This window comes from Cupriavidus sp. (assembly GCF_057315035.1).
In genome coordinates, this window is sequence record NZ_DBHKYV010000001.1 from 267123 (window position 1) to 289239 (window position 22117).

Consider the following 22117-nt stretch of genomic DNA (forward strand, 5'->3'; position numbering starts at 1 on the left):
GGGGAGAGGGCGTTGAGGTTCAAATTGCGACTTGTCTTGGCTTGAACCGCTTGCCCTCTCCCCCGCCCCTCTCCCGCAGCGCGGGAGAGGGGAGAAAACCGTTGGTGGACGACGCGCTTACCGAGCTTCCGCTACGTCCCCGACCTTCTCCGCGGAATCGTCTTTCATACGGCTGCGGTTCATCATCCCGGCCCGCTCCAGCACCGGATACGCGGTGGCGCAGAACAGCGAATTCAGCCGTTTCAGCTCGCTGATGATATCCAGGTGCAGTGAACTCGTTTCGATCGACTCAGTCGTCTGGATGGCCACGCGCTGCAGGTGCGAGCGCGCGTACTTGCGTTCCAGGTCGCGGAAATTGGCCTTCTCTGCCATCAACTGCTGTGCGCTGCGCAGGTCGCCGGTCAGGAACACCGACAGGCCGAGCCGCAGGTTGCTCACCACGCGCGCGTGCATTTCCGCAATCTCCTGCATGCCGGCTTCGGAGAACTGCAGGTTGTGCGCGATCTTCTTTTCCTTGGCGTCGACGATCACGCGTTCGATCAGATCGCCCGCATGTTCGAGGTTGATTGTCAGCGAGATGATTTCGGTCCAGCGCTGGCCGTCGTTCTCGTCGAGCGCCTCGGTGCTGATCTGAGTCAGGTAGAGCTTGATCGCCGTATAGAGATCGTCCACCTCGTTGTCGATGCGACATGTGGCATTGGCCAGTTTCACATCGTTGGTACGCAGCACACGCAGCATGTTGTCGAGCATCTGCTCGACGCGATCGCCAATCCGCAGCACTTCGCGTGCGGCATTGGACAGCGCCAGCGTGGGCGTGGGCAACGCGGCCGGGTCCAGGTGGCGTGGCGTGACCTGGCTGTCGCCGGTATTGCGGCCGGGCAGGATCGCCTCGCACAGGCGCGCCAGCGGCGCCGTGGCGCCCAGTAGCAGCACGGCCAGCGCCACGTTGAACAGCAGGTGGAAGTTGACGATCAGCCGTTGCGGATCGGCGTCGAGATGGGCCAGCAGTTCCTCGGCCTGGGTCAGCAACGGCAGCGCGATCACGCAACCGAGCAAGCGCGAAAGCAGGTTGCCCAGTGTCACGCGCTTGCCGGGCTGGTTGTTGCCCGAGGTGGTCAGCAGCGCCGAGATGCCCGAGCCCAGGTTGGCGCCCAGCACCAGTGCCAGCGCCACGTGGATCGACACCACGCCGGCCGACGCCAGCGCGCCGCAGAAGAGCACCACCGCCAGGCTCGAATAGCAGAGGATGGTCAGGAACGCGCCGATCAGCATGTCCAGCGCCGCGTCGCCAGTCAGCGTGCCGAACAGCACCTTGACGCCGGCGGCCTGCACCACGGGACGCGTGGCAATCGAGATCAGTTCCAGCGCCAGCGTGATCAGGCCCAGGCCGATCAGCACACGGCCCACATGGCCGGCCTTGTTGCCCTTCCAGGTCAGGTGAAAGATCACGCCCACGAAGATCAGCAACGGCGACAGCCACGACAGGTCGAGCGAGAACACCTGCACCATCACGGCCGTGCCCACATTGGCGCCCAGCATGATGGCCAGCGCCGGGGCCACGGCGATCAGGCCCTGTCCGACGAACGAGCTGACGATGACGGCGGTGGCATTGCTGCTCTGCACGAGCCCGGTCACGCCAAGGCCCGCGGCAAACGCGGTGAAGCGGTTGGACACGCTGACGGAGAGCACGTGGCGCAGATTGGCGCCGTACACGCGCAGGATGCCGACCTTGACGATATTGGTGCCCCATACCAGGAGCGCCACGCCGGAAAGAAGATGTAGCAGTACGCCCATTGTGCGTCCCTTTTTTTTGTGACCGGTGCCGGCAGGGCAGGTGCAGAGGCGAACCGCCCGGTCATCGAGTTGTTATCAAGGGGGCATTATGCGCCCCGCTATTACACGGGGCAATCGGGCGCGCGCTGACGCGATCAGTGACCGCCGAAATTGCAGACGGTGAACAACGGCAGCCCGCTGGCATGCAGCAGCTTCGAGCCGCCCAGCTCGGGCAGGTCGACGATTGCCGCGCCTTCCACCACGGTGGCACCCAGGCGCTCGAGCAGCTTGCGGCCGGCCATCATCGTGCCGCCCGTGGCGATCAGGTCGTCGATCAGCAGCACGCGGTCGCCAGTCTTGCAGGCGTCGGCATGGATTTCCACGGTGGCGCTGCCATATTCGAGTTCGTATTCCTCGGCCACGGTCTGGAACGGCAGCTTGCCCTTCTTGCGGATCGGCACGAAGCCAAGGTTCAGCTCATACGCGATGATCGCGCCAAGGATAAAGCCGCGCGCATCGATGCCGGCCACGAGGTCCAGTTGCTGGTCCATGTAGCGATGCACGAAGACGTCGATCAGCACGCGCAGGGTCTTGGGGTTTTGCAGCAGCGGCGTGATGTCGCGGAACTGGACGCCGGGCTGCGGCCAGTCCGGCACGGTGCGGATGCGGTCTCGCAGGTAACCGGTGACATCGCCGAGATCGGGGGACTGGATGATGGAATCTGCCATGGGAATCTATTTGAAATTGGGTCGGGCGAATCTTGCGCCATGCGGTAACGGGCTACCACCCACGCCGCGCGCTGCCGCCGCACAATGGCCCGGCAGCTTGGACGTTCGCAACCCGTAACCATACAGGAGACAGCTATGGCAAAGAAGATTCTGATGCTGGTAGGCGACTTCGCCGAAGACTACGAGACCATGGTGCCGTTCCAGGCACTGCAGATGGTGGGCCACACCGTGCACGCGGTCTGCCCCGACAAGAAGGCCGGCGACGCGTGCGCCACGGCCATCCACGATTTCGAGGGCGACCAGACCTATACCGAGAAGCGCGGCCACAATTTCACGCTCAACGCGACCTTCGCCGACGTGGACCCGGCAACCTATGACGCACTGGTCATCCCCGGTGGCCGCGCGCCCGAATATCTGCGTCTGAACGAGCGCGTGCTCGAAATCGTGCGCCATTTCGCCCAGGCCAACAAACCCATCGCCGCCGTGTGCCATGGCGCGCAACTGCTGGCCGCGGCCGATGTGCTGGAAGGAAAGACCTGTTCAGCCTATCCGGCCTGCGCCCCGGAAGTCCGGCTGGCCGGGGGCAAGTACGCCGATATTCCGGTGGACCAGGCCCACACCGATGGCAATCTGGTAACGGCCCCGGCCTGGCCGGCACATCCCGCATGGCTGGCACAGTTTCTTGCCGTGCTGGGAACCCGGATCGTAGAGTAGAGGCTTCCGAACGCGGCCAGCCCGGCCGCGGCGCACGGGAGTTTCCATGTGTGAGATCTTCATCCGGGCCAATCCGGACTCGTACCAGACCCAGTCGCGGTCGCTGCGTCTACATGGCGTGGCGACCAGCATCCGGCTGGAATCCTTGTTCTGGGAAGTACTCGAGGAACTGGCCCAGCGCGACGGCATGACCGTCAACCAGTTGCTGACGCGGCTTCACGACGAACTGGCCGAGCATCGCGGCGAGGCCTCGCTCTCGGCCAATTTCTCGTCATTTCTGCGCGTGTGCTGCATGCGATACCTGCTGCTACAGAACGAAGGACGGATCCCGGCGGACCACAGCGTGCCGCTGCGTTCGCTGGATGCGCGGGCCGTATTGGCAGACCTCCCCGCGTCGTGGGTCGACCAAGGTGGCGAAGGAAGCTCCCCTCGCCCGCACGCGGGAGAGGGGCCGGGGGAGAGGGCGCGGCGGTTCAAGCAACGACAAGTCGCAGTTTGACCTGCAGGCCCTGTTCCCTACTCGCGCACCAGCCGCTCTTCCGCCGATTCGAGCGCTTCGGGGGTGCCGCGCAGTACGACGATGTCGCCCGGCTCCAGTACGGTTTCGGGCTGGGGATCGAACGCGCGAATCCCGCGCCGGCGCACCGCCGTGACCTCCACCCCGATCCGTTCGAGCCCCAGCGCGCCCAGGCGGCGCCCCACGGCCGTATGCTCGGGCCCCAGCGACACCGAATGTAGCCGCACGGTGTCGCGCTCGACCATGTCTTCCTCGTCGTCGCGGCCGTGGAAATAGCCACGCAGGAGGCTGTAGCGCGCATCACGCGCCTGTTGCACCCCACGTACCACGCGCCGCATCGGCACGCCCAGTAACACCAGCGCGTGCGAAGCCAGCATCAGGCTGCCCTCGATGATCTCGGGCACCACCTCGGTGGCGCCGGCCTTCTGCAGCGTGTCGAGTTCCGAGTCGTCGACGGTCCGCACGATCACCGGCATGGCGGGTGCCAGTTCCTGCACGTGGTGCAATACCTTCACGGCCGACGGCGTATTGGCATAGGTAATCACCACCAGCGCCGCGCGATGGATACCGGCGGCGATCAGCGACTCGCGGCGGCCCGCATCGCCATAGACCACGGTATCGCCAGCCGCGGCGGCCTCGCGTACACGGTCCGGGTCGAGGTCCAGCGCCACATAGGTGATGCCCTCGCGCTCCAGCATATGCGCCAGGTTCTGCCCACTGCGGCCGTAGCCGCAGATGATGGCGTGTTTTTCGGTCTGCAGGCTTTGCGCGGCAATTCGCGTCATGTTGAGCGATTGCATCAGCCATTCGTTGGCCGCAAAACGCAGTACGACGGCATCGCTGTACTGGATCAGGAACGGCGCGGCCAGCATCGACAGCAGCATCGACGCCAGGATCACCTGGATCAGTACCGGATCCACGAGACCCATGCCGTCGATCTGGTTGAGCAGCACGAAGCCGAATTCGCCGGCCTGCGCCAGGCCCAGGCCGGTGCGGATGGCCACCCCCTGCCGCGAGCCGAACAGGCGCGCCAGTCCCGTGATCAGCACGAGCTTGAACACGATGGGAATCACCAGCAGGCCCAGCACCAGCCAGACATGGTCGAGCACCACGCGGATATTCAGCAACATGCCGATGGTGACGAAGAACAGCCCCAGCAGCACATCGCGGAATGGCTTGATGTCCTCCTCCACCTGATGGCGGTACGGCGTCTCGGAGATCAGCATGCCGGCCATGAACGCGCCCAGCGCCATCGACAGGCCCAGCCGCTCGGTCAGCGCGGCCATGCCCAGCGTGACCAACAGCAGGTTCAGCATGAACAGTTCCTGCGACCGGCGCGCCGCCACGATGTGGAACCAGCGGCTCATCAGGCGCTGTCCCAGGAAAAAGATCGCACCCAGGGCCACCACGATCTTGACCGTGGCCTGGCCCAGCGCCCAGGCCAGGTCGCCGGGATCGCGCGACAGGGCCGGGATGATGATCAGCAGCGGCACCACCGCCAGATCCTGGAACAGCAACACGCTGATGATATTGCGGCCGTGCTCGCTCTCGAGCTCCATGCGCTCGGAAAGCATCTTCACGACGATCGCCGTGGACGACATGGCCAGCGCGCCGCCCAGCGCCACCGATGCCTGCCAGGACAACGGAAACATCCAGCTGAAGAGCCAGCTGGCCGGAATCACGACCAGCATCGACAGCGCCACCTGCGAGCCCCCGAGCCCGAACACCAGCCGCTTCATCGCGCGCAGCTTGCTCAGGCTGAATTCCAGCCCGATCGAGAACATCAGGAAGACCACGCCGAATTCCGCCAGGTACTTGGTCTGCCCGGAATCGCTGGCCAGGCCCAGTGCGTGCGGGCCGATCAGGATGCCCACCGCCAGGTAGCCCAGCATCGGCGGCAGTTGCAGCATGCGGAAGGCCACCACGCCGAAAACGGCGGCGGCCAGCAGCACAAGGGTCAGTTCCAGCGGAGAATGCATTCGGGCAGGTCTGGCAGCTTTGAAAGGACCAGCCGGGCACTCGCGCCACGCCGGCATCTGCACCCCGCCGGCAAAAGACGGCAAGCGCGACGGTCGCCGCGGCCCACAGGCGGGTAGCCGGGCCAGGCGCCATCGCATTCGTTGGTATACTCCAGCGCCATGATAGCCAATTTCGATGCGAATCGAGCACTCGAGCTCGCCCGCCATACCCTCCAGATCGAGGCCGACGCCGTTTCCGCGCTGGCCGGGCGCCTGACGCCCGAATTTGCCAAGGCGGTTGAGATGATTCTCGGCTGCACCGGCCGCGTGGTCGTGTCCGGCATCGGCAAGTCCGGCCATATCGGACGCAAGGTGGCTGCCACGCTGGCGTCCACCGGTACGCCCTCGTTCTTCGTGCACCCGGCCGAGGCCAGCCACGGCGACCTTGGCATGATCACGCGCGACGACGTGCTGGTCGCCTTTTCGAATTCCGGCGAAACGGCCGAATTGCTCTCGATCATCCCGATCGTGAAACGGATTGGCGCCGGCTTGATCTCGGTCACCGGCAACCCGGAATCGAATCTGGCCAAGCTGTCCGATGCGCACCTCGATGGCGCCGTGGCCCAGGAAGCCTGCCCGCTGAACCTGGCCCCGACGGCCAGCACCACGGCCGCACTGGCGCTGGGCGATGCCCTGGCGGTGGCCGTGCTCGACGCCCGCGGTTTTGGCGAGGAAGACTTTGCCCGCTCGCATCCGGGTGGCGCACTGGGCCGCAAGCTGCTGACCCATGTGCGCGACGTGATGCGCACCGGCAATGCCGTGCCGGAAGTTCGTGAAAACACGCCGCTGGCCCAGGCGCTGATGGAAATCACGCGCAAGGGCATGGCCATGACCGCCGTGGTGGACCCCGACGGCAAGGCCGTGGGCGTGTTCACCGACGGCGACCTGCGCCGCCTGCTGGAAACGCCGCGCGACTGGAAGACGGTACCGATCGGTGATGTCATGCATCGCAACCCGCGTACGGTGCACCAGGACCATCTGGCCGTGGAAGCCGTTGAAATCATGGAAGCCAACCGTATCAACCAGTTGCTGGTCGTCGATGACGACGGTCGCCTGGCGGGCGCGTTGCACATCCATGACCTGACCCGCGCCAAGGTCATCTGAACGATGCCCGACTTCCTGTCCAGACTCACCGGCCTGATCATGCGGCTGCTGCCGCTGCTGCTGATGGCGATCGTCGCCGGCAGCACGTTCTGGCTGGTGCAGTTGAACTCGCCGCGCGAGGATGCCGAGAAGTCGAGCGCCAAGCGCCACGAGCCAGACTACTGGATGGAGCGTTTCTCGGCCACCGAACTGGCCGAGGATGGCTCCACCAAGATGCGTTTCACTGGCGTGAAGATGGTCCATTACGAAGACGACCAGACCTACGACGTGACCACGCCGGCGATGCGCGCCTACGAGCCGGACCGCCCGCCCGTGACGGCCAATGCCAACCGGGGTGTGATGAACGCCGAAGGCTCGGTGATCGATCTCTACGGCAACGCGTTCATCGTGCGCCAGGCCGGAGCGGATGTGTCGAAGGACCCGCGCATGACCGCGGCGTCGCAATACTTCCAGCTTCTGGTCAACGACGACATCGTCAAGACCGACAAGCCGGTGCAACTCACGCGCGGTCCGTCGGTGATGACGGCCAATGGCCTGATCTTCAACAACGTCACCCGCGAAGTACAATTGCTGGGCAACGTGCGGGGCACCATCATCATGAACTCGCCGGGACAGCCCAAGACCCAATAATCCGCCGGGCAGGCAGCATCGCCCAGGCCGCAGTCCTTACCTCACCACTCGCCTAACATGACCGCATCCCTGACGACATTGTCCTGTCGCCGCATCGCGCCCGCCCTTCTGGCCGCCGCCGCCCTTGGCCTGACGCTGGCCGCGCCGGCGTTTGCCGAGCGCGCCGACCAGGGCAAGCCGCTGGTGCTGGAGGCCGACAACGCCAGCTACGATGACGTCAAGCAGATCTATAACCTCACCGGCAACGTGGTGCTGACCAAGGGCACGATGGTGCTGAAGTCCGATGCGGCCGAACTGCGCACCGACCCCGAGGGCTACCAGTACGCCATCGCCACGGCCAAGCCGGGCCGCCAGGCCTATATCCGCCAGAAGCGCGACGGCGTGGATGAATACATCGACGGCTGGGGCGACCGTATCGAATACGACGGGAAGTCCGAGATCAACAAGCTGATTGGCCACGCCCGTGCGGCGCGCGTCTCCGGCGTCGGTGCAAAGATCATCGACGAGATCCGCGGTGCCTTGATCACCTACGACAGCCGCAACGAGTTCTACACGGCCACCGGCGGCGACAGCAACACCACGGGGGGCAACTCGTCCGGCCGCGTGCGCGCCGTGCTGTCGCCGCGCGCCGATGCCAGCGCACCAGCCGCCGCAGGCGCGCCGCTGGACCTCAAGCCATCCACCACGCCCGCCAAGCCCTGAACGCCTTACTCCCAGCCAGTCCCCGATGAACGATTCCGCCACGCTCGCAGCCTCCGCCTCGTCCCCCGCGTCCGCCGTCCGCGCCGACAGCAGCACGCTGGTCGTGCGACACCTGAAGAAGCGCTACGGCACCCGCACGGTGGTCAAGGATGTGTCGCTCGACGTGAAGAGCGGCGAGGTGGTGGGCCTGCTGGGTCCGAACGGCGCCGGCAAGACCACCTCGTTCTACATGATCGTGGGCCTGGTGGCGCTCGACGAAGGCGATATCGTGCTCGACGACCAGCACATCAGCGGGCTGGCCATTCATGAACGCGCCCGCATGGGGCTGTCGTACCTGCCGCAGGAAGCTTCGGTATTCCGCAAGCTCAATGTCGAAGAGAACATCCGCGCGGTGCTGGAACTGCAGGTGGAAAAAGGCAAGTCGTTGCCAAAGGCCGAGATCGATCGCCGGCTCGACTCCCTGCTCGACGACCTGCAGATCGCCCACTTGCGCAACAACCCGGCACTGTCGCTGTCCGGAGGCGAGCGCCGCCGCGTGGAAATTGCGCGCGCGCTGGCCTCGTCGCCGCGTTTTATCCTGCTGGACGAACCGTTCGCCGGCGTGGACCCGATTGCGGTGGGTGAAATCCAGCGCATCGTCAGTTTCCTGAAGGCACGCAATATCGGCGTGCTGATCACCGACCACAACGTGCGCGAGACGCTGGGCATCTGCGACCACGCCTACATCATCAGCGAAGGCACCGTGCTGGCTGCCGGCCAGCCCGAGGAAATCATCGCCAACGAATCCGTGCGACGCGTCTACCTGGGCGAGAATTTCCGCATGTAACGCCTGATGGCGATGTCCTACGGGACATGCGCCGAACCGTGCGATTCGTCAACTAGCCGTTGTCGATCACGGCGTCACAGCGATAGCTGATTGCGATAGCAATTTCCGTTCCAACAACGGAAAGATGCGCATAGAATAGGTCGCATGAAACCATCGCTTCAGCTCCGACTTTCCCAGCATCTGGCCCTGACGCCGCAACTGCAGCAATCGATCCGGTTGTTGCAGCTCTCCACGCTGGAGTTGCAGCAGGAAGTGGAGCAGGCGCTGACGGAAAACCCGCTGCTCGAACGCGAGAACGACTGGATCGAGAGCCCGCTGCGCGTGGCGGCGGACGGTTCGGTGAACCTGCAGACCGCGCCGGCCCCGGCGCCCGCCGAACCGCAGTCCAATGGCGAGGATCGTGCCGAAGGCGCCGCCGGCGGCGACGAGGACAGCTTTGGCGATTCCGGCACCGAGGACTATGGCAACGACTGGAGCCTCGACGATTTCGCGCGCCGCCCGCAAGGCGACGAGGACGAGAAGACGCCGATGCAGTTGCGCGATGCCGATCCCACGCTGCGCGAGTTCCTGATGGAGCAGCTCACGCCGCTGAAGATTTCCACGCGCGACAAGGGCCTGGCGATCTTCCTGATCGAATCGCTCGACGACGACGGATACCTCGGGGCGTCACTCGAGGAAATCTGCACGGAACTCCCGGAAGAACTCGAGTTCGAAGTCGATGAAGTGCAGGCGATCCTGACGCTGCTGCAGAGCTTTGATCCGCCCGGCGTGGGCGCACGCAATGCCGCGGAATGCCTGAGCCTGCAACTGCGACGACTCAAGCATCCGCAGCGCGAACTGGCATTGTCGATCGTCAATCATCATCTGGAACTGCTTGCCGTGCGCGATTACACGCGGCTCAAGAAAGCGCTTCAGGTTGACGAAATAGCATTAAAGGCGGCGCATGATCTGATCCGCTCGCTGGCACCGTATCCAGGACATGCGTATAGCCGTCCGGAAGCAGATTTCGTGGTGCCGGATGTGTTCGTGCGCAAGAGCGGTAGCGGCTGGATTGCGCAACTCAATCCGGACGTGATGCCACGCCTGCGCATCAACGACATGTACGCGCAGATTTTGCGCGGTGCAAAAGGAGAAGCGGGTGCCGCAGGACTGCAGCAGAAGCTGCAGGAAGCGCGGTGGCTCATCAAGAACATTCAGCAGCGTTTCGACACGATCCTGCGTGTGGCGCAGGCAATTGTCGAACGTCAGAAGAACTTTTTTTCGCACGGGGAAATAGCAATGCGCCCCTTGGTTTTGCGGGAAATAGCCGATACACTCGGTTTACATGAGTCGACCATTTCCCGGGTGACCACGAACAAATACATGGCCACGCCAATGGGTACTTTCGAACTGAAGTACTTCTTTGGTAGCCACGTCTCCACGGAGACGGGCGGCGCGGCCTCATCCACGGCGATCCGCGCGCTGATCAAGCAACTGATAGGAGCCGAAGACCCCAGGAATCCCCTTTCCGACAGCCGCATCGCCGAATTGCTGGGCGAACAGGGCTTTGTGGTCGCACGCCGCACGGTGGCCAAATACCGCGAAGCGCTGAAAATCCCCGCAGTCAATCTCCGCAAGTCTTTGTAGCCGAGCCGCAACCGCCTGCCTGGTGCGGCTCTTTCAGAAGGAGAAGCGCTATGAACTTCAAGATCAGTGGACACCACCTCGACATCACGCCGCCGCTGCGTGAGTATGTGGAAACGAAACTGGAGAGGATTGTCAGGCATTTCGATCAGGTCATTGGCGTGAGCGTGCTGCTATCTGTCGACAACCACAAGGAAAAGGACCGGCGTCAGTACGCGGAAATCAATCTGCATCTCAAGGGCAAGGACATCTTCGTCGAAGCGCATCATGAAGACCTGTATGCGGCGATCGACTCTCTGGTCGACAAGCTCGACCGGCAAGTGATCCGCTACAAGGACCGCGTGCAAGGGCACGACCGGGAAGCGGTCAAGTATCAGATGGCCGCTGAGCAGCTACAGCAACAATAAGGCGGCAACCCATTGAAGGTTGCTCCCTGAGAGGATCGATAAGAAGAGATAAAGCCGCGCATTTGCGCGGCTTTTTTGATGCTCCGGTGCCGGGCAGCCACCACGCGGCTCGTTACCTTGACGCCACGCTCGCCGCGATTAGATTTGGCCGGGGGTGTTCGCAAGGCGCGCCGCTCGGTGTATGCTGCGCCATACAAAACCACAGGCAGAACGGTCCCGATGTACCGGCCTGGCATACCGTGCGGCAAACGACCGTACGATGCCGGCGGCGACTCCGGGTGGGCACACCGGTCGGCAAGTTCGCGGCACCACCCGCGGCGCCGGCGCTGCAATGCACAAGTGCATGGCAGCCCTGCTCTATAATGGCCGGACGCTCCAATGCGGGCGTCTTCATAGCACTCAATATCCTGTTTGCCCCAACTCGGCGGGCTGGTCCATGCGCGCCGGCTTGCCACTCAGACTTCTCGTGCATCGCCCATGAATCGTTTGGCCAAACTGCTGCCACCCGGCAACATCCACCTCGACGTCACCGTCACCAGCAAGAAGCGGGTCTTCGAGCAAGCCGGGCTCCTGTTCGAGAACAACCATGGCGTGGCCCGAGCCATCGTCACGGACAACCTTTTCGCACGCGAATCGCTTGGCTCGACCGGCCTCGGTGCTGGCGTGGCCATTCCGCACGGCCGCATCAAGGGCCTCAAGCAGCCTTTGGCCGGCTTCATGCGCCTGGCGGAACCGATTCCTTTCGAATCGCCCGACGGCAAGCCGGTCTCGCTGTTGATCTTCCTGCTGGTGCCGGAACAGGCAACGCAGCAGCATCTGGAAATTCTTTCGGAAATTGCCCAGTTGCTGTCGGACCGGGAAATGCGCGAAGGCCTGGCCACGCTGCCCACGCCCGAGGCTGTCCACCAGTTGCTTACCGAATGGCACCCATGATGTGCAGGCTGGCCGCGCAGGCCGCCTGAAGCCATCCCCGCCCCATCCCAGAAAGTCATCCCGCATGGAACTCACCGGCGTCACCTCGCAGTCGATCTTCGACGACAACGCAGCCGACATCAAACTGTCGTGGGTCGCAGGTCTGGAAGGGGCCGATCGTGCCTTCGATGTGGAATTCGCACGCGAAGCCACCTCGGCCGCGGATCTGGTCGGCCACTTGAACCTGATCCACCCGAACCGGATCCAGGTGCTGGGCAAGCCCGAAATCCTTTACTACCAGCGACTCGACGACGAACCGCGCAAGCGGCAGATGGGCGAACTGATCCTGCTCGAGCCGCCGTTTTTGGTAGTGGCCGACGGCATGGAACCGCCGCCCGACCTGGAACTGCGCTGCACGCGGTCCTCAACGCCGCTGTTCACCACCCCGGTGTCCTCCGCGGCTGTGATCGACCACCTGCGCCTGTACCTGTCGCGCATCTCGGCACCGCGCGTGACCATGCATGGGGTGTTCCTGGACATCCTCGGGATGGGCGTGCTGATCATGGGCGAATCGGGCCTGGGCAAGAGCGAACTGGGCCTGGAACTGATTTCGCGCGGCCATGGCCTGGTGGCCGACGACGCCGTGGATTTCGTGCGCCTGGGCCCCGATTTCATCGAAGGCCGCTGCCCGCCGCTGCTGCAGAACCTGCTTGAGGTGCGTGGCCTTGGCTTGCTCGACATCAAGACCATCTTCGGTGAAACCGCGGTGCGCCGAAAGATGAAGCTCAAGCTCGTGGTGCAGCTGGTACGTCGCAATGACGGCGAATTCGAGCGCTTGCCGCTCGACTCGCAATACCTCGACGTGCTCGGCCTGCCGATCCACATGGTCAAGATCCAGGTGGCGGCTGGCCGAAACCTTGCCGTGCTGGTGGAAGCCGCCGTGCGCAATACGATCCTGCGCCTGCGCGGTATCGACACGCTGCGTGACTTCATGGACCGCCAGCGAGCCGCCATGCAGGCCGATGTGGTGTCGCGCGGCCAGGGACGACTGCTTTAAGCACCCGTATCGCCGGTCCGCACGCCGGTCCGCAAGCCGCCCCGCCTGCCGCACCAACGCCCGCCCGGCCAGGACGGGCGTTTTTCATTGGCGCGTCTCAATCGCGGTTTTCAATTGCTTACAAGCCCCAGCATGCGTCGCGTCAACGGCCTATGGCCGCTTACCGTTTTGTGCTGTAATGGGCATCGAGCCCAGTGCGGTACCGCCAGCCAGCTTGCAGCATCCAGACAATGGCGCGCGGCCACGATGTTTTTCCACAGCCAGGAGAGAAGCATGAAAAAACTGATCGCGATGTGTGTGCTGGTGACCCCGTTGTTTGCCACGGGCGCGTTTGCCCAGGGTGCTTCGGCCCCGGCTCCCGCTGCGGGCAAGACCGCCCAGCAGGAAAAGATGTCGGCCTGCAGCAAGCAGAACAAGGGCAAGAAGGGTGACGACTACAAGAAGTCCATGAGCGACTGCCTGTCGGGCACCGCGCCGGCCGCCGCCGAACCGAAGACCCAGCAGGACAAGATGTCCGCCTGCAGCAAGCAGAACAAGGGCAAGAAGGGCGACGACTACAAGAAATCCATGAGCGACTGCCTGTCGGCCAAACCGGCCGCCTGATCGCACCGGGACAACAAGGTTTCCCCCCAATGAATGGCGAATCGCATGCGATTCGCCATTTTTGTTTGCAACAGGCTGTCATGACGCGGCCACCTTGCGGTGCTATCCTTGCGTCGCTATGCGGATCATTCTTATCACCGGAATTTCCGGCTCCGGCAAGTCGGTCGCCCTGAACGTCCTGGAAGATGCAGGCTACTACTGCGTCGACAACCTGCCAGCCCAGTTCATTCCCGAGCTTGCCACCTACCTGGCCGACCAGGGCTATTCGCATCTTGGCGTGGCCACCGACATTCGCAGCCGCGAATCGCTGGCCCGACTGCCCGATACCGTGCGCGAGCTGTCGGCCAAGCATCACGTCCAGGTGCTGTTCCTGACCGCGAACACCGACGCGCTGGTGCAGCGCTATTCCGAGACACGCCGCCGCCACCCGCTATCGACACGGGTGGAATCGGGCACCGGATCGGATGCCCCGGACGATACCTCGCTGATCGAGGCCATCGAGATGGAACGCGAGCTGCTCAGTCCGCTGGCCGAATCCGCGCACCGTATCGATACCAGCAATGTCCGCACCAACACGCTGCGCAGTTGGATCAAGGAACTGATCCGCAGCGGCCCCGACAACGAATCCCAGCCGCTGACGCTGCTGTTCGAATCGTTTGGTTTCAAGCACGGCGTGCCCAGCGACGCGGACCTCGTGTTCGACGTGCGCTCGCTGCCCAATCCGTATTACGACCTGGCATTGCGTCCGCTCACGGGACGCGACGCCCCGGTCATCGACTTCCTGCAGAGCCAGCCCATGGTGCTGGCCATGGCCGAGGACATCCGCGCCTACGTCGAGAAGTGGCTACCGAGTTTCATTGCCGACAATCGCAGCTACCTGACGGTGGCCATCGGCTGCACCGGTGGGCAGCATCGCTCGGTCTTCATCGCGGAAAGACTCGCCAACTATTTCCGGGCCCATGGTAATGTGCTGGTCAGACACCGCGAAATGGCCGCTGCCGGCTGACACGCGGGCTTGAGGGGTGGCGCGCTGGCGCCGTCCCGCTACTGGAGCGGCCATTCGCATGTCGATACTTTCCGCCGACACCGCACCCACCTCGCCCACCCTGGATGCGCTGCCGCTGTTCCCGCTGAACACGGTCCTCTTTCCCGACGGCCGCCTGCCACTGCGCATCTTCGAGAAACGCTACGTCGACATGGTGCGCAACTGCATGCGCGACACCACGCCATTCGGCGTCTGCCTGATCGCCAGTGGCGAAGAGGTGGCACGCCCTGGCCACACAACGGAGCCCGAGGAAATCGGCTGCCTGGCGGAAATCGTCGATTGCAATATGGAGCAGCTCGGCGTGCTGCTGATCGAGACGCGCGGCCGCCAGCGCTTTCGGGTGCTATCGCGTACCACGCGGGACGACGGCCTGCTGGTGGCCGAGGCGGAATTGCTGCCCGACGATGTCATCGACTGCAAGCTTGAACTGCTGGGCGAATGCCTGGCCGCGTTGCGCCGGATCGTATCGTCATTGCACGCCGAACAGCCCGACAAGTCGCGGCTGCCCTTTGCCGAGCCCTATCTCTGGGATGATCCCACCTGGGTCGCCAATCGCCTGTGCGAGTTGCTGCCCGTGCCGCTCAAGGCCAAGCAAATGCTGATGGCACTGCCCGATGCAGGCATGCGCATCGAGATCGTGCACCGCTATATGCGGCAACACCACATCGTTTGATCGCCATGCGCGATCAGAACAGCCCGATCCTGGCCTGATCCTCGAGCAGGCGCCGCACAGGCGCGGGCGTGCCGAGCGCATCGAGATCGTCGAGCGACAACCAGCGGGTGTCACCATTGACGCGCGGCGTGGCAGCGTCGAGATCGATGCGGATTGCACGAATCAGCAGCCGGAAATGCGTGAAGACGTGCGTCAGCTCGCCGGCAAGGTATGCGCGCGCGGGCTGGCCGAACTGACGCGCAACCTCCATCGCGGCATCCTCGGCGGCTTCGGCATCGAAGGGCACGGCATCGTCCACCATCTCGGGCAGGCTCCAGAGGCCGCCCCAGATGCCGCTGGCAGGTCGCAGGCCCACCAGCACATCGCGCCGATGCCGCATGATCAGCATCACGGTACTGCGTTCGGGAATGGCCGCGCGCGGCTTCGGCGTTGGCAGTATTGCCGTGAGGTTGTCGCGGCGTGCCACGCAATCGGACGATAGCGGACACGTGTCGGCATTGCCCAGGCATGCAGGCTTGCCGCGCGAACAGACTGTCGCGCCGAGATCCATCAAACCCTGTGTATAGGCCACCATGTTCTCAGCCTGGCCCGCGCCGGCCGGCGGCAACGCGTGCGCGGCCAGCGCCCACATGCGCGTCTCGATGGCACGCTCGCCAGGATAACCATGGATGCCGAACACACGCGCAAACACACGCTTGACGTTGCCGTCCAGGATTGGCGAACGCACGCCCGCGCTGAATGCGGCAATCGCGGCCGCGGTCGAGCGGCCAATGCCAGGCAAGGTGACCAGCACCGCCGGATCGGTCGGAAATACGCCGCCGTGCTCTTCGACGACGGTCTTGGCGCAGCGATGCAGGTTGCGCGCGCGCGAGTAGTAGCCAAGCCCGGCCCACAACGCCATGACCTCGTCGGCCGGCGCAGCCGCCAGCGCAGCCACGGTAGGCAACGCGGCGACGAAGCGCTGGAAGTAGTCGATCACGGCAGCGACCTGGGTCTGCTGCAGCATGATTTCCGAGAGCCAGATGCGATAGGCATCGCGCGTGTTCTGCCAGGGCAGGTCATGCCGGCCGTGCTGGCGCTGCCACGCAACCACGCGCATGCCGAAATCGGACGGTACGGCGATCGCTTCGGTAACAGGAGCGATGGCGGGAACAGCGGCAGGAGCGGCGGCAGTCTTGCGGGGCATTGCGGGGAGTCTGGAAAAGAAAAGCGCCGCTCTTGGGCGGCGCTACATGATACATCGGCGGGGGTGTCAGGCTTTCTTGCGGCGCGACGGCATTCGATGCGCCGACCCTCTCCCCCAGCCCTTCTCCCGCGCGCGGGAGAAGGGAGCGCCCCCACAGCTACGCCGCGCGAACGGATGCTTCTTCGGGGGCTTCCACCAGTTTGCGCGTGAAGTACTCGATCTTGGTGCTGCGTTCGTCGAGGCCGTTGAGTACTTCTTCCAGCTCGGCAATACGGCTTTCCAGTGTGTCGGTGGCTTCGTGGATGCGTTCGATCGAATCCACCCGGCGACGCAACTGCTTCTGGTGCTCGCGCACCTGCGCTTCCAGCGGCGTCATCACGGACTTGAGCCAGATCTCGATATCGCGGTTCAGGTCGCGGAAGTTCTCCAGCACGCGGCTGGCCATCGTCGCGAATGCGTTCTGCACCAGTTGCGGACGCGAGCGCGTCAGCATGTTCACCGTGCCGAAGTGCGCATTGACGAGCGCCAGCGTTTCCTGCAACTCCGCGGCGTAGCGCGACGTCACGAACTGCATCGGCGACGGCAGCGTAAAGCCATGCTCGGCGTTGAAGCGCCGGTACATGCTGTCCACCAGCTGATGCAGGCCGGCAATCTTCTGGTCGGCGTCCTGGATCAGCCCGGTCAACTGGGCAAACAGGCTCTCCATGTCTTCGCGCAACCCGCGCGAGAAGAAACGTTCCTTCATCTGCTCGCGCTTGTCGCGCATGGTGCGCCGTACATCGCGCAGTTGCAGGCTCTTGATGATGTCCGAGCTATGGCGGCCAAACACCAGGCGCAGCGCCTGGAACTTGGCAATGCTCTGCTCGAACTCTTCCTTCTCGCTCTGCACGCGCATCAGCATGTGCTTGACCATCGCATGGTTCTTGCCGCGCAGGCCGCGCAGTTCGAACAACTGCTCGACGATGTCGCGGCGGCGGCTTTGCAGCAGCTGCTGCGCGCCGCGCGACATGTCCTGCACCAGGCGCTGTACCTGGTCGGACACGATCTCGCGCCGCTGCGGAATCAGCTGGTCGGACAGCACGTTCTCGAACTGCATCAGGTTGCTGCGCACGAGCATCGGCTGGTCATGCGTGACCTTGGCCACCAGACCCTTCTGCGCCGATACCGGATACACGCGACGCTCCTCGATACCCAGCGTCTGCGCCGTGGAGCGTACCTGGCGCGAGATTTCCCCGGCAATCTCGGGCGACGTCTTCAGCGGATCCCACAGGCCGTCGATCTTGTTGAGCACGGCCAGGCAACCGCGGCGATGGCCTGCGCCAACGTGGGTGCGCCACAACGCAAGGTCGCTCTTGGTCACGCCGGCATCCGCGGCCAGCACGAACACCACGACGTGGGCATCGGGAATCAGGCGCAACGTCAGTTCCGGCTCGGTACCGATCGCGTTCAGGCCCGGCGTATCCAGGATCACCAGGCCCTGGCGCAACAGCGGGTGCGGGAAATTGATCACCGCATGGCGCCAGCGCGAGATCTCGACCATGCCGTCGGCATCGACCGAATAGGCGGCGTCGGGATCGTTCTCGTTGTAGAGGCCCAGCGATTCGGCCATCGACGGAGTCACGCGCGTCGTTTCCACCACATGCTGGAAGGCCGCGAGCATGCCTTCTGGCGACGATGGGTCGAGCGGCACCGTGGTCCAGTGCGAGTTGGCAGTACCGGGCTCCATGAAATCGGCCGTGGAGGCGTCCTGCAAACGCGTCTCGATCGGCAGCAGCCGGATGCTGGGCGGCTCGTTCTCGTCGTAACGCAGCTCGGTCGGACACATCGTCGTACGGCCGGCCGAGGACGGCAGGATGCGGCGACCATAGTCGGCGAAGAAGATCGCGTTGATCAGTTCGCTCTTGCCGCGTGAGAACTCGGCAATGAACGCCACCTTGAGCCGGTCGCTCTTGAGCACGTTCTGGATGCGCTGCGCGCGGTCGTCCGCGGTGGCGTCATGCAGGTCGTACTCTTGCAGCCAGGACTGGAATTCGGCGAGTGACTGGAGGACCCCGGTTCTCCAGGCGCCATATTGTTCGAATTGATGGGCGAGGCTCGTCATGAGTGATCGCTGTGTCGGCTCGGATTTATGTTTTTGGGCGCGTATTTCACGCCTGGCGCCGGGCTTGCCCGTTGACCCGCGGACCCGATGTCAGGCGGCTTGCCGGGTCGCTAGATACGGCGATCCGGCTGTTTTTGTAACTTTTTATGACTGCGCACACGATACAGGTTTCTGCGCGGATTTTGTGGAATTCGCGTCCCTTGTTGCGTTCATGTATCGCGAGTGTTGCGCCGAGCCATCGGCAAATCATTGCAACAATGTTTTGCCACCGGATTGCGATGAGCGGCGCCGCACCGGACAGTTGTCAGGTCAACTCCGGCAACCGGCCTTCAGGCTTGCAAGCCTGCCGTCAATGCTGGCACTGCGGACAGTAGAAGGTCGATCGCTGTCCCTGGACGATCTGGCGGATCGGCGTACCGCAGACCCGGCACGGTTCGCCGGCACGGTCGTAGACAAAGCAGTCAAGCTGGAAGTAGCCGCTGCTGCCGTCACTGCCGACAAAGTCGCGCAAGGTACTGCCGCCCCGGGCAATGGCTTCGGCCAGCGTTGCGCGCACGGCCTCGGCCAGCTTTTCGCAACGCGCCAGGCTGATCCGGCCGGCCGGCGTGGTCGGGCGGATTCCCGCGCGAAACAGGCTTTCGGAGCAATAGATGTTGCCGACACCCACCACGATTTCGCCCGCCAGCAGCGCCTGCTTGATGGCCACGGACCGGCCGCGCGTCAGCCGATGGATCCAGGCACCGTCGAAGCGCGGATCGAACGGCTCGATCCCGAGCCGCTTCAGCAACGGATGTTCGGCCAGCGCCGATTCGGCCAGCGGGGTCCAGACAATGGCCCCGAAACGCCGTGGATCGCGAAAACGCAGCACCATGGCGGGGCGTCCGTCCTGCCCCGCCTCGGGCGCCAGCACAAGATCGAGGTGATCGTGCGGGCCGGCGGCCGGCGCATCGGGATAGACGCGCAGCGTGCCGGTCATGCCAAGGTGCACAAGCAGCCAGCCGGGCGCGGCGTCGGACTCCGGAGCGGGCAGGCATTCGAGCAGCAGATATTTACCGCGACGCTCGATGCGATGAATCACGCGCCCGGTAAGGTGCGCCTCGAGCTCGGGCTCCACGGGCCAGCGCAGGCCGCGGTGACGCACCGTCACATCGACGATGCGGCAACCCACCACATGCGGCAGCAACCCGCGCCGCGTGACTTCGACTTCCGGCAATTCTGGCATCGCGCCCCTGTCTCCCGCCCTGCATTGGCCCAGCTTCCTGGCTCGGCGTCAAAACCTCGCAGAACCCGCAGAACCTCTGGTGCGCTTTTGCGCTCCAATCACGCAGGGAATTCCCTGCCGCTGGCCGCGCATTGTGCGGGTTCCCATACGTAAGCGCCCTGCGGGGCAAGCAGGGCATTGTAGCGGCAGGCTACAATGCCTCCATCCATTCCTACGCCCCCGTGCGCCGGAGCTTTGATTTCATGCCGGACTTCTTCTCGTCCTCTCAGGCCATGCGCCCGGAATCCACGCCGATGAACGCATCCCGCTTCCGTCGCCATGCGCGCGCCCTGGGTGTGGCCGCGTGCCTGGCGTTTGCATCGCTGGCCCATGCCGCACCGGCAACGGTTGCCCAGAACGATGACGAAGTCATCGACATTCCGGCACCCTCCGGCGCAGCCAAGGCGGCACGAACGCCACTGCCCGATGTCGCACTGACGCCGGAAATCCTGTATCGCGTGCTGGCGGCGGAAATTTCCCTGCAGCGTGGACTGGTGGGTCCGGCCTACCGCACGTACATGGACCTTGCGCGCGATACGCGCGATCCGCGCATGGCGCAACGTGCCACCGAGATCGCATTCAATGCGCGCGTCGCGCAGCAGGCACTCGACAGCGCGCGGCTCTGGACTGAACTGGCGCCCAAGTCGCCCGCTGCACGGCAGGTCCTGTCGACCCTGCTGGTACTGAATGGCCGCTGGGAAGACGCCGAGCCACTGCTGATCCAGCAACTGGCTGCCGCCCCCGCCGCGCACCGTGGCGAAGCCATCCTGCTCATGCAGCAGCAGTTGTCTCGCACCAGTGATCCGGCCGGCGCCGTCGGCGTACTCCAGCGCATCACCGCGAACGACTCGAAGCTGGCCGAAACGCACCTGGCGCTGGCGCGCGCGCGCGAGGCCGCGGGTGACAATGCCGGCGCACTGACCGAACTGGACCAGGCGTTGCGCATCAAGCCGGATCTTGAGCCCGCCGCGCTGATGTCGGCCGAGCTCCAGGCCGAGAACGCCCCGGACAAGTCGATCGAGGTGCTCAAGCGCTTCCTGGCCAAGTCGCCGTCGTCGGTCAACGGGCATATCACGCTTGCACGCCTGTACCTGCAGAAGAACGACATGGAGGCCGCGCGCGCCGAGTTCGAGGTGTTGCGCAAGGTCGCCCCGAACGATCCACGGGTGCCGCTGGCGCTGGGCCTGACCAGCCTGCAGGCGCGCAGTTATGACGATGCCGAGCGCTATCTGAAGGAATACCTGCAGATGGCCGAGAAATCGCCGGCCGCCAATCCCGATATCGCGTTCCAGTACCTGGCACAGATCGCCGAGGAAAAGAAAGACTACGCGTCAGCCATTGCATGGCTCGACAAGATCGATGACAGCCGCCTGGCCACGGCGGCGCAGGCCAAGCGCGGACAGTTGCTGGTGCGCATGGGCCGGCTCGACGACGCCCAGGCCGTGTTTGGCGACCTGCTGGCCGACGCCGAGGACATTCCCGACCCGATCCAGCGCAACCAGCGCATGACCGCGATCCGCCAGGCCGAAGTCGGTGCATTGCTCGATGGCAAGGCCTACGACCGTGCGCGCAAGGTACTCGATGAACGCGTGAAGGCCGAGCCGCAGAATGCTGACTGGATCTATGAACTGGCGATGCTCGACGAGCGCGAAAAGCGCTATGACAGCATGGAGCGTGGCCTGCGCAAGGTCATCACGCTGCAGCCCGAGCAGAAGCAGGGCTACAACGCGCTGGGCTATTCGCTGGCCGACCGCAACGAGCGCTTGCCCGAAGCCCGCAAGCTGCTGGAACGCGCGTCTGAACTCGGCCCGGACGATCCGTACATCATGGACAGCCTGGCCTGGGTGAAATATCGCCAGGGAGAACTGCAGCCCGCCGCAGACCTGCTCAGGAACGCGTATTCCAAGGCCCCCGAGGCCGAGATCGGCGCGCATCTGGGCGAGGTGCTCTGGCAACTTGGCCAGCATGACGAGGCACGCAAGACCTGGAACGAGGCCGCCAAGGTGGAGCCCGAGAACCAGACGCTGATCGATACGCTGCGCCGCTACAACCAGAACCTGCTGCTGTCCAAGTAGCCAGCAAACCAATCCGCAAAGTCATCCGCATTGAATCCGCATTGCGTATCATGCAAACGCCCGGGCCCCTGCCCGGGCGCGTCGTTCTGATGATCCGCAGACCTGCAGACCCGCCGAGATCTGATGAGACCCGCAGGCGTCAATGACGCCTGCGGCCATGCC

At 64.2% G+C, this 22117-nt stretch carries 20 protein-coding genes; 14 read left to right on the top strand and 6 right to left on the bottom strand.

Annotated features, from left to right (window positions below; translation table 11 throughout):
- Window positions 1–117 precede the first annotated feature (117 nt).
- Complete coding sequence (locus ACO550_RS01215; RefSeq protein ID WP_315594256.1) at window positions 118–1794, bottom strand: Na/Pi symporter; 1677 nt, start codon at window positions 1792–1794, stop codon at window positions 118–120.
- Window positions 1795–1928: 134 nt separating this feature from the next.
- Complete coding sequence (locus ACO550_RS01220; protein WP_315594255.1) at window positions 1929–2501, bottom strand: adenine phosphoribosyltransferase; 573 nt, start codon at window positions 2499–2501, stop codon at window positions 1929–1931.
- A gap of 135 nt (window positions 2502–2636) precedes the next feature.
- On the opposite strand from ACO550_RS01220, the gene ACO550_RS01225 reads away from it, so the two are divergent.
- Both ACO550_RS01225 and ACO550_RS01230 read left to right on the top strand, forming a co-directional pair.
- Window positions 2637–3215: a DJ-1/PfpI/YhbO family deglycase/protease gene (locus ACO550_RS01225; protein ID WP_315594254.1), complete on the top strand. Its 579-nt coding sequence runs from the start codon at window positions 2637–2639 to the stop codon at window positions 3213–3215.
- 46 nt (window positions 3216–3261) lie between these two features.
- Complete coding sequence (locus tag ACO550_RS01230) at window positions 3262–3714, top strand: ribbon-helix-helix domain-containing protein (protein ID WP_315594253.1); 453 nt, start codon at window positions 3262–3264, stop codon at window positions 3712–3714.
- A gap of 17 nt (window positions 3715–3731) precedes the next feature.
- Here ACO550_RS01230 and ACO550_RS01235 read toward each other — a convergent pair whose 3' ends face one another.
- Window positions 3732–5711 (bottom strand): monovalent cation:proton antiporter-2 (CPA2) family protein, encoded by a 1980-nt coding sequence (locus ACO550_RS01235; RefSeq protein WP_315594252.1) that lies wholly within the window; start codon window positions 5709–5711, stop codon window positions 3732–3734.
- Between the two features lie 159 nt (window positions 5712–5870).
- Here ACO550_RS01235 and ACO550_RS01240 point away from each other — a divergent pair, with 159 nt between their 5' ends.
- The 11 genes from ACO550_RS01240 to ACO550_RS01290 all read left to right on the top strand — a co-directional run bounded on the left by ACO550_RS01240 (window position 5871) and on the right by ACO550_RS01290 (window position 15332).
- Window positions 5871–6854: a KpsF/GutQ family sugar-phosphate isomerase gene (locus ACO550_RS01240; RefSeq protein ID WP_315594251.1), complete on the top strand. Its 984-nt coding sequence runs from the start codon at window positions 5871–5873 to the stop codon at window positions 6852–6854.
- Window positions 6855–6857: 3 nt separating this feature from the next.
- On the top strand, window positions 6858–7484 hold the full coding sequence (lptC, locus tag ACO550_RS01245) for an LPS export ABC transporter periplasmic protein LptC (protein ID WP_315594250.1): 627 nt from the start codon (window positions 6858–6860) through the stop codon (window positions 7482–7484).
- A gap of 57 nt (window positions 7485–7541) precedes the next feature.
- Entirely contained in the window at window positions 7542–8186 is a 645-nt protein-coding gene (gene lptA, locus ACO550_RS01250; protein ID WP_315594249.1) for a lipopolysaccharide transport periplasmic protein LptA, read from the top strand.
- Between the two features lie 25 nt (window positions 8187–8211).
- Window positions 8212–9012, top strand: coding sequence for an LPS export ABC transporter ATP-binding protein (gene lptB / locus ACO550_RS01255; RefSeq protein WP_315594248.1), 801 nt, complete (start codon window positions 8212–8214; stop codon window positions 9010–9012).
- Window positions 9013–9156: 144 nt separating this feature from the next.
- Window positions 9157–10638 carry an RNA polymerase factor sigma-54 gene (locus tag ACO550_RS01260; protein ID WP_315594247.1) on the top strand — a complete coding sequence of 494 codons (1482 nt, stop codon included), beginning with the start codon at window positions 9157–9159 and terminating at the stop codon, window positions 10636–10638.
- A gap of 50 nt (window positions 10639–10688) precedes the next feature.
- Entirely contained in the window at window positions 10689–11042 is a 354-nt protein-coding gene (gene hpf / locus ACO550_RS01265) for a ribosome hibernation-promoting factor, HPF/YfiA family (protein ID WP_315594246.1), read from the top strand.
- Between the two features lie 477 nt (window positions 11043–11519).
- Complete coding sequence (locus tag ACO550_RS01270) at window positions 11520–11975, top strand: PTS sugar transporter subunit IIA (protein WP_315594245.1); 456 nt, start codon at window positions 11520–11522, stop codon at window positions 11973–11975.
- Between the two features lie 64 nt (window positions 11976–12039).
- Window positions 12040–13011: an HPr(Ser) kinase/phosphatase gene (gene hprK, locus ACO550_RS01275; protein ID WP_008650955.1), complete on the top strand. Its 972-nt coding sequence runs from the start codon at window positions 12040–12042 to the stop codon at window positions 13009–13011.
- Window positions 13012–13284: 273 nt separating this feature from the next.
- On the top strand, window positions 13285–13614 hold the full coding sequence (locus ACO550_RS01280) for a PsiF family protein (RefSeq protein ID WP_315594244.1): 330 nt from the start codon (window positions 13285–13287) through the stop codon (window positions 13612–13614).
- A 118-nt stretch (window positions 13615–13732) separates the two neighbouring features.
- Window positions 13733–14620 carry an RNase adapter RapZ gene (gene rapZ / locus ACO550_RS01285; RefSeq protein WP_315594243.1) on the top strand — a complete coding sequence of 296 codons (888 nt, stop codon included), beginning with the start codon at window positions 13733–13735 and terminating at the stop codon, window positions 14618–14620.
- A 58-nt stretch (window positions 14621–14678) separates the two neighbouring features.
- Complete coding sequence (locus tag ACO550_RS01290; RefSeq protein WP_315594242.1) at window positions 14679–15332, top strand: LON peptidase substrate-binding domain-containing protein; 654 nt, start codon at window positions 14679–14681, stop codon at window positions 15330–15332.
- Between the two features lie 13 nt (window positions 15333–15345).
- Here ACO550_RS01290 and mutY read toward each other — a convergent pair whose 3' ends face one another.
- From mutY to mutM, 3 genes are all read right to left on the bottom strand, one after another.
- Entirely contained in the window at window positions 15346–16518 is a 1173-nt protein-coding gene (mutY, locus tag ACO550_RS01295; RefSeq protein WP_315594241.1) for an A/G-specific adenine glycosylase, read from the bottom strand.
- A gap of 157 nt (window positions 16519–16675) precedes the next feature.
- The gene (locus ACO550_RS01300) at window positions 16676–18619 is read right to left on the bottom strand and encodes a dynamin family protein (protein ID WP_315594240.1); all 1944 of its coding nucleotides are present in this window, start codon (window positions 18617–18619) and stop codon (window positions 16676–16678) included.
- Between the two features lie 349 nt (window positions 18620–18968).
- Window positions 18969–19841, bottom strand: a complete 873-nt coding sequence (gene mutM / locus ACO550_RS01305) for a bifunctional DNA-formamidopyrimidine glycosylase/DNA-(apurinic or apyrimidinic site) lyase (protein WP_315594239.1) — start codon at window positions 19839–19841, stop codon at window positions 18969–18971.
- A 242-nt stretch (window positions 19842–20083) separates the two neighbouring features.
- On the opposite strand from mutM, the gene ACO550_RS01310 reads away from it, so the two are divergent.
- A complete protein-coding gene (locus tag ACO550_RS01310) occupies window positions 20084–21955 on the top strand; it encodes a tetratricopeptide repeat protein (RefSeq protein WP_485993986.1) in 1872 nt (623 codons plus the stop codon).
- Window positions 21956–22117 lie beyond the last annotated feature (162 nt).